The organism is Marinobacter sp. MBR-99 (genome assembly GCF_040547575.1).
GTDB lineage: Bacteria > Pseudomonadota > Gammaproteobacteria > Pseudomonadales > Oleiphilaceae > Marinobacter.
The window spans coordinates 38,464-52,185 of the sequence record NZ_JBEPPY010000026.1; the positions used below are offsets into that span (position 1 = coordinate 38,464).

The window sequence follows — 13,722 nt, forward strand, 5'->3', positions numbered from 1 at the left end:
CCGTTCTGAATACAGCATCTGGATGACAACAATGAAACGTCGATCTTTCCTCGCATCGTCTTTGGCGCTGCCAGCTTTCTCTTTGGTTGGGTGTGGTGATTCTGGTTCTTCGGTGGAGTTGCCTGCCGAAACGGCGCTGTCCCCAGGTGGTTCTGGGCGGCCGGGTAATGCGCCCCTGGGTTTCTTCGAGCATGGCGTTGCCTCCGGAGATCCTCTGGATGACCGGGTGATTCTCTGGACCAGGGTTACGCCGGCGCTGCCGACCGAAACCTCGTTGCCTGTGCAGGTGTTGGTGAGCCGGCAGCCGGATCTTTCGCAGCCTCAGGTTTTTTCGGCTACCGCAGAGGCAAGCTCGGATTTCTGTGTGAAAGTCGATGCTACTGGCCTGGCCAGCGACACCTGGTATTACTACGCCTTCCGCTGCGGCCCGAATGTGTCTCCGGTTGGGAGAACCCGTACTTTCCCGGCACCGGAACAGCGGGTGCGACGGGCACGGTTTGCGACGGTTTCCTGTTCCAATCTGCCATACGGGCATTTTTCCGTGTACAACGCACTGGCGAAGGTGGATGAGCGGGATCTGGATTTTGTGCTGCACCTGGGTGACTACCTCTATGAGTACGAGCCGGGCACATACGATGATCCCGCTGCTGTGCCGAATCGTGTTCATGAGCCGGCGAATGAAATCCTTTCCCTATCTGATTACCGCGTGCGCCACGGCCAGTACAAGCGAGACGCGGATTTGCAGGCGGTGCATCAGCAATACCCGATGATCTGCATCTGGGACGACCACGAGATTGCCAATGACGCCTACATGGATGGTGCGGAGAACCACGACCCGGCCACGGAGGGGGATTGGGAAACCCGCAAGCAGGCAGCCATTCGTGCCTATTTTGAGTGGATGCCGGTTCGGGACTTCGGCGCAGACAGTCAACGGCTGTGGCGCCGGTTCCGGTATGGCGATCTGATTGATTTGTGGATGCTGGATACCCGCATCGAAGGCCGGGATGCCCAGGCGTCTTTGCCTTTCGGCCCTGAGCGCACAGACCCGGACAGAAAGCTGATCAGCGATGCCCAGATGAACTGGCTGACGGATGGCCTGACCAGCTCAGGAAGTTTATGGAAGATGATTGGCCAGCAGGTGATGTTCGGGCAGCTGAACCTGGCGGAGTTGCCCCAGCCGGAACTGATCTCCGAACAGCTGCCTTATGGCACCACCCAACAGGGCCTGAATATGGACCAGTGGGATGGTTACACCGCAAGCCGCACCCGCATTCTGGACGCCATCGAGCAGAACAGTGTGGAGAACGTGGTGGTGTTCACCGGTGATATTCATACCTCCTGGGCCAATGAGATCTATCGGAATCCGGCGTCTGTGGTGGGTGACTTGTTTGCGCCTGAAGCGCTGGCGGTGGAGTTTGTGTGCCCGTCAGTAACCTCGCCGGGCTTCCCGGCTGGTTTGGCGGAATTGGCTGCTGTCGCGGTGCGCACTACCAACCCGCACGTGAAGTACGCCGAGCTGCAAACCCGCGGTTTTATTCTGATGGATGTGGACCGGTTCGGCGCCCAGGCGGAGTTTCATTATGTGGCGTCGATTGCCGATGAAACCCGCAAAGGCGAGCTGGACACCGGCAAGCGCAAACTGGTGAAAGTCGCTGCCAAACAGCTTGGCCAACGGTATCGCCTGATCACAGACAACCTTACCCCATCCCGCCCCCGAACCACACAAACCAGCCTGCTGGCGCCGGCCGCAACGCCTCAACATCAACAGGAACTGGCGGCTGTGCTGGGCGCCGTTCATTCCCTGGAGTCTGTCGTATGAACGCTAAACTGAAGTTGCTTGCCCTTTTGATCGTACCGCTCACCCTGGTGGCCTGTGGCGGTTCCGGTGATGACGATATCGAACCCACTACGCCGGGCACCCAACCCGATGTAACTGCGCCGGGTGACGAGGATGGCGCCCGTGCGGTGGCCTCAACCCAGTTTATCGCCATCGGCGATTCTGGCTCCGGCAGCCCGGGCCAGTATGCGGTGGGCGAAGCCATGGCACAGGTTTGCGAGCTCAAATCGGCAGAAGCCGGCCCCTGCGAGTTTGTGCTGGGGTTTGGCGACAACATCTATGAAGACGGCGCCACCTCGGTGGAGGACATTCAGTTTATCGAGAAGTTTGAGAAGCCGTTTGAGCCCATGGGGGAACGCCCGTTCTATATGGTGTTGGGTAACCACGACAACACCGGCTATGTGGGTGGCGATGGCGCCAACAACAGCCGGGGCGATATTCAGGTGGATTACCACTACGAGGGCAACAGCCCCCGCTGGCGCATGCCTGCCCGCTACTATGCGTTCAATAGCGGCGAGATACCCACCGCGTTGATGCCGAAAACCCGGGAAGGCAAGCCACTGTTAACGGTGGTGTCGCTGGATTCCAATCCGATTGCCTCGCTGTTGGCAGACGCGGACGCCCGCTTTACCTGGAAAAACTACGGCATGACTCAGCTGATGTGGGCCCAGGACGAGCTGATCTCGTCGCAGGCGCTGTTCAACATCGCCATGGCCCATCACCCGTATCTGTCCAATGGCTTGCACGGCAACGCAGGCAACTATGATTTCATTCCCTCGTACATTCTGCCGGTGATCTCCGGCCAGCGCTGGAAGGATTTTCTGGAAGAGGGGGTGTGCGACTACGCCGATTTCATCATGACCGGGCACGACCACGACCTGCAATTGCTGGAGCCGGTGGAAAGCTGTGGTCGAACCCGTTTTTTGGTGAGCGGCGCCGCCGGCAAAACCCGCTCCCTGCAGGATGAAAGCCGAAACCAGGCCATGTACCAGGCCGGCGATACCTACGGCTTTTTCTGGGTGCAGGCGATGGAAAGCAACCCGGCCACGGGCGCGCCTGCACAAATGTGCTTTGAGGCCTACACCGTAGACCCGGAGCTTGAAGGCTTTGGTGTGCTGGGTGCTGATGGTGGGCTTACTCCAGCCTACACCCAGTGCCTGGAAAAGGTCGAGCCAATGAACATCGCCCGGGGCAAGGATTTCTCCGGCTCGCCGGTTTCCCTGCCGGTGCCCCTGGCTGGCGGTGCGGGCTTTGACGGCAACTTCACGGGCCCGTTAGAGCTGTTCCGGGAGGAGCTGGTCAGTGGCCTGAATACCCTGAATATTGCCAATCCGAACGTTGAAACCCAGCAAGCCGTTGCCCAGCTGATCAACGGTCTGGATACTCTGCTGGTGACGCTGGATGCGGCGGCGTCATCGGTCTCTGAATCCGGCTCTCCGGAGGATATGGCCCAGGCTACGTTGGCGGTACAAGCGGCTGCCGAGCGTTTGCAGGCTATAGATACCTCCGAGCTGCCAGCACCTTTTGATCGCCTTGGGGCGGCGTTTGAAGCCTTCGCGCTTGGTTTCGGGGGGGAGGGCGATGCGAGCTCTGGCCAGGGGTTGTCGGAAGACACCGCGTTCCTACTGGGGCCGGTCGTACAGTTGGTGATTAATCTGGAGAACATTCTGGATGCGGTGGATCAACAGGCCGAGCCAGCGCCAGTGCTGCGGGGTGTCACTAGCTTGTTGGCGACCACTTTGCGAGGTGTTGGTGGCACGTTGGAGGAAGTTTCCAAACTGGACAGTTCGGCCGCTTCTGATGCGCTGATCGGTTCAATCAACGCTGCGTTGAATACTCTGGTGTTGGAAGTGCTGCTGCTTGAGGAAGCGCCAGAACCCATCAACCAGAACGCCACCTTGCCCACCAACTTTCTATCGGATGCCCTGGCCACCGTGGTGCGCGAAGTTACTGAACAGCTGGACCGAAACGCACTGACCACTGCTGACAGCCTGCTGGGTAGGTTGCTGTCGCCGATAACCGGAGCTATCACCGGGCTCATCGGCCGCTTCTTTTAAGTTGGGGTCAGACCCCAAGACATTTGGTGGTGCCAAATGTTCGGGGGTCTGACCCCAAAAATCACTCCCCAACAACCACCTTATTTCGCCCGCTTTCCTTAGCCGAATACAGCGCCTCATCCGCCTTCTGCATCCACTGCATATAGTTCTCCGGCTCTTCGGTGAGTTGGGCGATGCCCATGCTGATGGTGTAGGTGATGTTGCCGGCGCTGGTTTCCACGGTGCTTTTTTCGATGCTTTCGCGAATGCGTTCGCAGATGATGCGGGCATTCTCTGCATCGGTTTCCGGCAGGATGATGCCGAACTCTTCGCCACCGTAGCGGCCGGCGCTGTCGGATTGGCGGATGTTGTTGCGGGTGGTCTGGGCGGTGTGACGGATGACTTCATCGCCGGCCAGGTGGCCGTAGTTGTCGTTGACGGGTTTGAAGTGGTCGATGTCGAACATCACCAGGCTGGTGGCCTGGCCGTAGCGGCGATAGCGTTCGTATTCGGCATCTACCAGGTTTTCCCAGGTGCCACGGTTGAGCAGGCCGGTCAGGCGGTCTGTCATGCTTAGTTTGGCGAGCTGCTCGTTGGCTCGTTCCAGGGCCCGTTTGCTGCTGGCGAATTCGGTGACGTCGTATATCAACAGGCAGATCTTGTCGACTTCACCGTTGGTGCCGGTTAGCGGGCTGATGGTGAGGTTCTGGAACATGTACTCTTCGGTGCCGGTGATGGGCCGGGTGTTCCGGAATTTGAACAGGTAGGGGCGCTGCTCCCAGGAGGTGAACGCCCGGGTGTTGAGCATGGCGACGGCATCGACTTTGCGGGTAAGCCATGCTTGCGGGATGTCCGGAAACACGTCGAACAGGACTTTGTTCTGGATCTGGCTGCCGGTAATGCCGCTGTGATGCTCCATAAAGCCATTCCAGGCCTGCACGCGGAAATCGAGGTCCAGCACCACGAGGCCTACCTCGACCGATTCGAGCATGTCTACCAGCCAGTGAAAGGCGCCTGCTTCGGGGTTCTGAAAGGCCATGGTCAATCCACCAGGTATTCGAGGCGTTTTTCGAGGAAGGGCACCGAGTCTTCGGTGAACAGTATCAGCATATCGCAATGAATATCGCGGTTTTCGATGGCGTAGCTGATTTCAATACAAAGAAGTTGTTCTTCCCGCTTGCTGTGGTGTTCCAGCAGTTCGTTGATGGGGCGATGTTGGCCCAGAACGCTGGGATGGCCCAGGCCAAGTTTTAGATCCAGCTGATCGCCAATGCCGTTCAGGAAAGCGCCGAACAGGATGCTGGACATGTCCATCAGCACTTCCACGTTAACGGCTTCGCCCTCGACCACATCGTAATGCAGCAGTTCGGCCATTTCCTGAAAGCTGGCGTCTTCGAACAACAGCAGTGCCTCGCCCGCAAGACCGGCGCCGGTAAATCCCTGGCACACGGCGGAGTAGGCTTCACCTTGCTGGGCGGCGGAGATGGCCATATGCAGTTCGGAATTGGCGATAAACGCCACTTTCGGGATCGGTTGTTTTACGAACACCCTGAGTAGCCGTGCCAGGAGGTCAGACGAACGACCCATGGATACATTGGCGATCTCCTGCAGGTAGTCGTTCAGGCTGACGGAGATTTCCCGGGCTTTGCTGACGCTGCTGCGCAGAGAGGAATCCTTCAGCGCTGCGGTTTCCAGTTCGCCGGGGCGATAAAAGCCGTACTCCTCGAGCAATCTGGTAACAAGGCCGGTGTCTGTGGGCTTTTTGATGAAGTCGATGGCGCCGAGTTTACGAACACGCTCCCTGGCTTCGGGCTGAATGTCGCCGGAGACCACAATGGTCAAGACGGGGAGGTCTTCCTTGCGGATATGTTCAAGTACCTGATAGCCGTCCATTTCTGGCATGTTGAGATCCAGAAACAGAAGCTCGGCCTTGTGGTCGCGAAGAATTTGCAGGGCCTCTTCGCCGTTGGTCGCAAACAGGATGTCGTCCGCCAGGCCAGCAGGCAGTGCCCGGGCCATTTGCTTGCGGGCGAGGGCAGAGTCGTCGCAAATCAGGATCTGGGTAGACATCGGTGGTTGATCAGTGCCATGGGTAAAGTGATTCAGTATAGCAGTGCCGGATGATATGTATCTATAGGCTACATCATTGATTTCCGGTGCGCTGGTTATTGTTTCTTCCGTGCTGTGGGCAGGTGAGGATAAGTGTAATCCTGTGATGGCGATCATGCTTAACGAGGAAATGACATCTACGTAATGAGTGAATGTGATTTTGGTCACTCTATATACGCGCGGGCCTCCGTTATAGTCTGGTGACGGTCAAAAAGACACATAACGTTACAAAGAATAACGTGGCCGTATGCCAGCACCGAAATAACAAAATAAGCGGGCGGCATGAGTCGGCGTCGGAAACTGACTCACAAAAACAATCAGAGACACTAATATGAAGACGCAAGCGTATGGATACGCTGCCCTTGCCACGTTCTGCCTGGGTATTTCGCCCGTTGCCCAGGCCGATCTTAAGCCCATTTCAGATGATGCAATGGGCGAGGTGACCGGGCAGGCCTTTATGCAGATAGAAAACATTGCCGGCGAAAACCACGACTTCACCCGGATGACCCTGGGTATGGACGTGGAAACGCGGGTAAATGTAGACGACATTCAGGTGGGCCAGATTGATGGCGGCACCGATTTTTCAGCAAGCCACCTGGCGCTGGGGCATATCGCCCGTGCCGACGGCGAAGTATTCAATGGCCGAACCTATAATGAAGGTGAGGTTATTCCCTTTGAGGCCCAGCGGCCTTATATCGAACTGGCTGAAGATGCTCAGGGCCTGGCGGGCTTCCGTTTGGGGTTCCAGCAGGCGCGGGGTTCGGTGTCTTCTCATACCACCAGTTTTAGTGGCGCCATGCCCGGCCTGAAGGTACGGGAAGACGAGTCTGGCACCATTTACGATACTGCATTGTTTGCCGGTGAGGGTGAAACAGCTACGAATTACCGCGCATCCCACATTGGTATTGTGCCCAATGGCGATGAGCCGTTGTCCTGTGTTTCTGGGGTGAACTGCGCGCCGCTCACCAACCTGCGCTCCATCATTGTAGGTGACGAAGGTGCGGCGGAGGGCGAGGTAGCCTTCACCGATGGCTTCTTCATCGGGTTCCAGCGTGATGAGAATGTTGACTGGCAAAGCCTGGATGGCGCCAACACCATCAGCGTGGGTAAGGGGGTGTTTATTAATCTGCCCACCAATATGACGGTGGACTTGAGCCAGTTGACCGGTGAGGGTGTAGACCGGTTGCGGACTCATCAGGTGGATATGGGGGCGAAGTTGTTTTGAATTTTGGTAGACTCCTGCCATTGATCCGTTTGGCAGGAGTGCTCCCTTGATCCGTTCTTTCTACTGGCACGATTACGAAACCTTCGGCGTGGACCCGGTTCATGACCGCCCTTCCCAGTTCGCCGGCGTACGCACCGATGCCGATCTGAACGTGATCGAAGATCCATTGGTGATCTTCTGCAAGCCGACAGACGATTACCTGCCTTCCCCAGAAGCCTGTTTGATTACCGGCATCACCCCGCAGAAGGCGCTGGAGGATGGCTTTCCGGAGGCGGAATTCATCGCCCAGATCAACGAAGCCTTCAGCCAGCCCGGCACCTGCGCCGTGGGCTACAACAGCCTGCGTTTTGATGACGAAGTCACCCGCCACACCCTGTACCGAAACCTGCGTGATCCTTACGCCCGGGAATGGCAGAACGGTAACTCCCGCTGGGACATCATCGACATGGTGCGACTGACCTACGCCCTGCGCCCGGAAGGCATCAACTGGCCGAAGAAAGAAGACGGCAGCCCCAGCTTCAAGCTGGAAGAATTGACGGTGGCTAACGGCATTGCCCACGAGGCTGCCCACGATGCGATGTCTGACGTGCTGGCCACCGTCGCCGTGGCCAAACTGATCAAAGAAAAGCAGCCCAAGCTGTTTGATTTCGTTCTGAACAACAAAGACAAGCACTCCGCCCGGCAAATGCTGGACACCGCCGCCATGAAACCGGTGTTCCACATTTCCGCCAAGTACCCGGCCACCCGCGGGTGCTGCGCCCTGGTGGCGCCGGTGGCGGAAAGCCTGAGCAACAAGAACCAGGTGATTGTGTACGACTTGCGGGAAGACCCCGCTGAACTGATCAACGCCACCGTGGAGCAGATTCGTGAGCGGGTATTTACGTCACAGGCGGAGCTGGGTGAGGGCGTTAGCCGTTTCCCTTTGAAAGGTGTGCAACTGAATAAGTGCCCGGTGCTGGCCCCGGCTAACATGCTGTCAACCCTGTCGCCGGAACGGCTGGCGGAACTGGAGCTGGATGGCGACGTGCTGCGCGCCAACCTGGCCAAACTGCGGCAAGCGCCAGACCTGCCAGGCCGCATCGCTCAAGCCTTCGAGCAGGATTTCGCCGGCAGCGATCTGACCGACCCGGACGAACAGCTCTACGCTGGCGGCTTCATCAGCAAAACCGACCGGGAGAAACTGAACTGGTTGCTGACCCAGCCGGCAGATACCCTGGGCGAGCAGGATGTGAATTTTGAAGACGCACGCCTGCCAGACATGCTGTTCCGCTACCGCGCTCGCAATTACCCCGGCACCCTCAGCGGCGAAGAAATGGAACGCTGGGAAGAATTTCGCAGCCAACGCCTGATGCATCCCAAAAAGGGCTGGCGCTCACTGGAAGAGTACGGCCGCATCCTGCAAAAACTCGCCGCCGACCCCGAGCTCACGCCCAAGAACCAGCAAATCCTCGAAGACCTCCACCTCTACGGCGAATCCCTCATCCCCTACATGTAAAATTGGGGTCAGACCCCAAGACATTTGATGCTGCCAAATGTCCGGGGGTCTGACCCCAAATTCGAGGAATCCGGGATTGTTGCTGAATTGGGTTATAATTGAACAAACGCCGTCCAATAAGGAGGCTTAAGGTGTTACATACAGTTGAAGCGGTTATCAATGAGAAGGGCCATATTGAGTGGTTAGAGAAGGTCTCTATCAAGGGCGCCCGCCGGGTTTTGATTACCTTGCTGGATGAGGTGGAGCCTCAGGATGAGGTGCTGGCTGCTGCAGAATCAGCGCTGGCGGAGGATTGGCTCAAGGATGAGGAAGAAAAAGCGTGGGAGCATTTAAAAAAGGAAGTGTAGTTCTGATTCGGTTTCCCTTCTCGGATATCAGCAGCCAGAGGTACCCTCCATCGCCAGAGCTTTGCCCGGCCCGGTAAGTTGTTCACCGCCAACGAATCTATTCTGCTCAAAGAAGTCGCCTGCCTGAGTGATGAGGCTGTGGGCCGACTGGTTGATCGAGTGATTGCAATCCTGCAGCGTTGAAATTGGGGTCAGACCCCAAGACATTTGATGCGGCCAAATGTCCGGGGGTCTGACCCCAACGTTTATCTGCGGCGTTGGAAGTAGACGCTGAGGTTCTGGCCCATGAGGCTTTGCACTTCGCTGCCCAGGGCCTCGGCCTGGATTTGGCGTTGTACCGGAGCGGTGGCCAGGCTGTGGCCGTCTTCGTCCCGGGCTTTGACCAGTTTCCATTCCACTTCGTTACTGACCAGCGCCAGCAGTTCTTTGAGCTGGGCGGCGTCTTGTGGGCGGAACCAGCGGTCGCGGCAGCCGCCGAGGCTGTAGAAGTCGTCGTCTTTCAGCAGGTTGGCCCACACCGCGTCTTGCTTGTTGGCCAGTACCATACGGCGAAGCTGGCGCAGGCTGGTGCGGGAGGGTTGCAGCTGGTGCTCCGCAATCAGTCGGCGGATCTGTTTGTCGCCGGCGGTTTGCTCGGCCATGCTGGTGTGCATGTGAACGACGGCACCACTGATGGAGGCGCTATTGATGAGCGCTGCCAGGGAAAGCTCGGTCATGGCCGGTGATGGCAGGCGGCCCACTTCCACCCAATGGACCTGATGGCCATCGGCCACGAAGCGTTGGGCGATGGACCAGGGCCAGAACACGATGTTGTCCATGTTCAGGGTTTGCGCCATGCGGGTGGCCTTGGCGATGTTGGCCAGGGATTCGTCTACCGCGATCACTTCGACATCGTTAAGGTATTGCGCCAGTTCCATGGCACGTTGGCCGGACTGGGCGCCGCACACCAGAATGCGCAGGGTGGCGGGCAGGTTGTCTGTATTCAGTCCAAGTTCCTGGGCCATCACGGCTTTCAGGCTGGTTTCGGTGCGGTAGGCCAGCTGGCTCCACGCTGGCCAGGCCTGTGGCACGTCGGTTTTGGCCAGGCAGAGCTCTTCCGCTTTTTCGTCAAAATTCTGTTTGATGGCTTCTTCTTCGGCGCGGCTGTAATAGCTGGCGGCCATCATCGGCTGCATGGCCAGGGGCCAGTCCACCAGGTTCCATTGCCCCAGCTGCATGGCAAAGCTTTGATGGAACAGGGCACCGTACATGGCGCTGATCATCAGCGAGCCAATCAGGGCTTCTTGCGGTTCGCGCACGGCGAATTGCGCCACAATGCTGTCGTTAATCGTGGCCGCCAGGCGCTCTTCATCGTCTTCCGCGGCCAGGGCGTAACCGGTGCGGTCTGCGTATTCGGCAATGGCCAGGCACAGGGGCTGCAGTTCATCCCGCAGGCTGGCGGTTTGCGCCACTTCCGCCATGATCGCCCGGCGCAGCATCACCACCAGTTCTTCCACGGCGGCGTTGGGCATCAGGGTTTTCTGCAGGGCCAGAATCAGCAGTTCGTCTTCAGCGGCAGCATCCAGAAACACCCCGGCATTCGGGTTATCAAGATCGTACTGCTGCTGAATGATGGCGCCGACAAACCGGCCGATTTCCTGGTGCGGCAGGCCGTCTTTGCGGAGCAGGGCGATGGCATCTTGCGCCAGGTCGGTGTCCGCCTTGTGAATCTGCAGATGCTGCGCGCAGGTAAGCATGCCGGAATACACCGAATCCCACTGGGAGCCGGTTTGCAGCAGTTTGCGGTAATGCAGGTAGGCCACATCGAATTGCCCTTGCAGGCGCTTGGCGTGGGCAACACCACAGAAAGCGGCGGCGGATTGCCGGTCGCATTCCAACGCCCGCAGGAAGTATTCCTCAGCCAGGGCCGGGCGCTCGCTCTTCAGGGCCCAATACCCCAGGTTGCAATACTGCTGCGCCTGCCCCGGCTGGCTGTTCAGGCTGGCATTGAACAGAGTGTGAGCTTTCTCCAGCTGGCCATCGTCCATCTCCACCCGGCCCAACAGCCCAAGGGCTGCCGCGTTCTCCGGCTCCATAGCCAACGCCTGGTCCAGATACTCCCGGCATTCATGCCGCGCCTTCAACCGCTGCACATAGGAAAGCCCGTTACTGTTGGACTCCCCATACGCCAGGTTCGCCTGCAAAACCAACCGCGCCACCTGAGCCTGAACAGAGCGGGAAAGATGAGCGTTGTGATGTTGTACGTGCATGGAACACCTCGTTACCAGCCATGATTCGATGCGGCAAAGGTCTGCAGTTTTTTGACGGTTTGCCGTGCTTTGAGGGAGGTGTTGCGAAAGGTGTGCCAGTTTGGTGTATGAATTTGGGGTCAGACCCCAATACATTTGCAGCCTCGAAATGTCTTGGGGTCTGACCCCAAATCGTTATTCAGGATTCGGTGATCCAGGCTGCCAGGCGGCGCTTGAGGTTTTGCAGTCTGGTGTCGGGTAGAGTGCCGAGCTTGCCCAGTAATAGCGATCCATCGAGTACCGCTATTCTTGACAGTCGGAAGACGCTGGAGGTTTTCAGGCCAGACTCACCGAATTCCGGATGGGTGTTGTCGAGTTTCCAGTCGAGATCTGGGTTGAACTGGTGTAACTGGGAGGAGATCATGCAGACCAGCCAGTCGTCGTGACTATTGTCCAATTTTCGTAAAAGCAGGACAGGCCGCTTTTTAGCGTTGATCAGGTTGGTGAATGGAAATGGCATCAAAGCGATATCGCCAGCCTGCTTCACTGCCAGTGCTCCTGAATATCTTCGTTTGAATAGAGTTCTGGCTCATCCTCTAAGCCCCGCATTGCTTGCTTTGCACTCATGGCCTTGAAGTCTTCCTCAGACCAGTCGGTTTGTTGTTGATTGTTCTTTGCAGCGTATCGCTGTTCAAGAAAGGCCGCAAAATCGATGACTTCCTGTTGTCTCGCCGGCGGCAAGCGGCTGACCATGCTGATTAGCTCGTCAAGTTGCATAGCTATTACCTCATGCGTTTTCAGGAATGTGCAAGGTGAAAGTTATCATAACTTGGGCTAGGTGGTCAGGTAAGGTGTGGAATTTGGGGTCAGACCCCAAAACATTTGCAGCCTCGAAATGTCTTGGGGTCTGACCCCAAAAATAGACCCCAAAAATAGGAGTGGTTATGGGTTCGCAGGGTACGGGTGTTTATCAGGTCAAGGTCACGCTATCTGCGATCAGGCCGCCCATCTGGAGGAGGTTGCTGATTTCGCCGGAGGCGACGTTTCAGGATTTACACAGGATTATTCAGATCGCCATGGGGTGGCGGGCGTCGCATCTGCATCTGTTTCAGGCATCTGATGGTCGGTTGATTGGCGGCCCGGCGGAGGATGAGGATGACATGATGGGCTTTCGGGATGAAACCCGCTTGCTGGTGGGCAGTGTTCTGAAGCGGGAAGGTCAGGCCATCAGGTATGAGTATGATTTTGGCGACAGTTGGGAGCACCAGGTAAGGCTAGAGAAGATTCTGCCCGCAAGCGATGACGGGCAACTTCCCCGTTGTATAAAGGCTGTGCGCCAGTGCCCGCCGGAAGATGTGGGTGGCGTTCACGGTTACTATGAGTTTTTGAACGCAATGTTTGATCCCTTACACCCAGAGCATGAGGGTGTGATGGAATGGTGGGGCGGGGTGTTTGATCCTGAGTTTGTGAACCTGGAGGAGATCAATCAGTTGCTTCCAGAGCGGGATGCTCTGTTCGCGGAGAGCGACGTTGATGCTCTGCCGCCTGTTGATTTTTGCGGCTTAAGTCCAGGTCAGATGCATGAGCTCCTCCAGAGCCCGCTGCATTGCCCGTCTGTGTTCAAGCCGCTGATCAATGCAAAAGCGGTAGACCAGGAACTGGATACGGCCCCCATCCTGCAAATGGCGAAAGTGCTGGTGAACGAGCTGGGCGAGAAAGGCATTCGCCTGACCGGCAAAGGAAACCTGCCGCTCCAGCAGGTGAAGGCCATGATTGAGGCCGCCGGCGAGGAGGTTGTGGTGCCGTTTGCCGGTTACGGTTCTGTGCGTTCCGAGGAGGACATTCTTGGGGTGCAGCTCACTCGTGTACTCCTGGAATTGGCCGGTTACACCCGAAAGGAAAAAGGTCGCCTGCTACTGAAGAAATCCGCCGCCAAACGCCTCGACACCAAAGGCTGGCTAACCCTTTACCAGGACATGCTGGCCGCCACGTTCTCTGAATTCAACTGGGCCTGGGTGGACCATTACGACGGGCTGGAAGATATACAAACCGTCGGCCCTTTCTTCTTGTGGCTGCTGGCAGAGAAAGGCGGCGACTGGTTGCCGGTTGAGGCCTACATAGACGACATGCTCACAGCCTTCCCCCAATTGCCCCTTTCGGCGCACCCGCGGCCGTATGCCAGCGAAGAACAGCAAACCCGCTGGGCGCTGGACTCCAGGGTAATTCGCCTGTTCCGACTGTTGGGGTTCATCGACTTGAATCCTGAGCGAGCCCCGTTTTGCGGGGAGGGTGAGCAACGGCTACGGAGAACGGCTTTGTTCGAGGGGCTGTTTGCTAAGGCTTAGGTTGGGGTCTGACCCCCGTACATTTGGACCAGTGAAATGTCTTGGGGTCTGACCCCGAATTCTCACATTAGGGTTGCGATCAAACTTTTGCAACCGTAAT

The 13,722-nt window shown here is 57.5% G+C and carries 11 protein-coding genes; 6 read left to right on the forward strand and 5 right to left on the reverse strand.

Annotation, left to right across the window (positions count from 1 at the left end; all coding sequences use genetic code 11):
* Window positions 1-31 precede the first annotated feature (31 nt).
* Together ABIE59_RS18255 and ABIE59_RS18260 are read left to right on the forward strand one after the other, a co-directional pair.
* Entirely contained in the window at window positions 32-1,819 is a 1,788-nt protein-coding gene (locus ABIE59_RS18255; protein ID WP_354449090.1) for an alkaline phosphatase D family protein, read from the forward strand.
* Window positions 1,816-3,894 (forward strand): metallophosphoesterase, encoded by a 2,079-nt coding sequence (locus ABIE59_RS18260; protein WP_354449092.1) that lies wholly within the window; start codon window positions 1,816-1,818, stop codon window positions 3,892-3,894. Before ABIE59_RS18255 ends, ABIE59_RS18260 begins: the two co-directional genes overlap by 4 nt.
* Before the next feature lie 61 nt (window positions 3,895-3,955).
* On the opposite strand, the gene ABIE59_RS18265 is transcribed toward ABIE59_RS18260, so the two are convergent.
* Together ABIE59_RS18265 and ABIE59_RS18270 are read right to left on the reverse strand one after the other, a co-directional pair.
* The gene (locus tag ABIE59_RS18265; RefSeq protein WP_354449094.1) at window positions 3,956-4,912 is read right to left on the reverse strand and encodes a GGDEF domain-containing protein; all 957 of its coding nucleotides are present in this window, start codon (window positions 4,910-4,912) and stop codon (window positions 3,956-3,958) included.
* Between the two features lie 2 nt (window positions 4,913-4,914).
* Window positions 4,915-5,943 (reverse strand): response regulator, encoded by a 1,029-nt coding sequence (locus ABIE59_RS18270; RefSeq protein WP_354449096.1) that lies wholly within the window; start codon window positions 5,941-5,943, stop codon window positions 4,915-4,917.
* A gap of 370 nt (window positions 5,944-6,313) precedes the next feature.
* Between ABIE59_RS18270 and ABIE59_RS18275 the strand changes: the two genes are divergently transcribed.
* The 3 genes from ABIE59_RS18275 (at window position 6,314) to ABIE59_RS18285 (ending at window position 9,049) form a co-directional block, all read left to right on the forward strand.
* Complete coding sequence (locus tag ABIE59_RS18275; RefSeq protein ID WP_354449098.1) at window positions 6,314-7,207, forward strand: DUF6160 family protein; 894 nt, start codon at window positions 6,314-6,316, stop codon at window positions 7,205-7,207.
* Window positions 7,208-7,253: 46 nt separating this feature from the next.
* Window positions 7,254-8,702 carry an exodeoxyribonuclease I gene (sbcB, locus tag ABIE59_RS18280; protein ID WP_354449100.1) on the forward strand — a complete coding sequence of 483 codons (1,449 nt, stop codon included), beginning with the start codon at window positions 7,254-7,256 and terminating at the stop codon, window positions 8,700-8,702.
* A gap of 131 nt (window positions 8,703-8,833) precedes the next feature.
* Window positions 8,834-9,049 carry a hypothetical protein gene (locus ABIE59_RS18285; protein WP_354449102.1) on the forward strand — a complete coding sequence of 72 codons (216 nt, stop codon included), beginning with the start codon at window positions 8,834-8,836 and terminating at the stop codon, window positions 9,047-9,049.
* Window positions 9,050-9,294: 245 nt separating this feature from the next.
* On the opposite strand, the gene ABIE59_RS18290 is transcribed toward ABIE59_RS18285, so the two are convergent.
* From ABIE59_RS18290 to ABIE59_RS18300, 3 genes are all read right to left on the reverse strand, one after another.
* Window positions 9,295-11,298 (reverse strand): tetratricopeptide repeat protein, encoded by a 2,004-nt coding sequence (locus tag ABIE59_RS18290; RefSeq protein ID WP_354449104.1) that lies wholly within the window; start codon window positions 11,296-11,298, stop codon window positions 9,295-9,297.
* 178 nt (window positions 11,299-11,476) lie between these two features.
* Complete coding sequence (locus ABIE59_RS18295; RefSeq protein WP_354449106.1) at window positions 11,477-11,824, reverse strand: type II toxin-antitoxin system PemK/MazF family toxin; 348 nt, start codon at window positions 11,822-11,824, stop codon at window positions 11,477-11,479.
* Window positions 11,821-12,054 carry a DUF2281 domain-containing protein gene (locus ABIE59_RS18300; protein ID WP_354449108.1) on the reverse strand — a complete coding sequence of 78 codons (234 nt, stop codon included), beginning with the start codon at window positions 12,052-12,054 and terminating at the stop codon, window positions 11,821-11,823. The genes ABIE59_RS18295 and ABIE59_RS18300 overlap by 4 nt, the downstream gene beginning before the upstream one ends.
* 167 nt (window positions 12,055-12,221) lie before the next feature.
* Here ABIE59_RS18300 and ABIE59_RS18305 point away from each other — a divergent pair, with 167 nt between their 5' ends.
* Window positions 12,222-13,622 (forward strand): plasmid pRiA4b ORF-3 family protein, encoded by a 1,401-nt coding sequence (locus tag ABIE59_RS18305; protein ID WP_354449110.1) that lies wholly within the window; start codon window positions 12,222-12,224, stop codon window positions 13,620-13,622.
* Window positions 13,623-13,722: the final 100 nt, after the last annotated feature.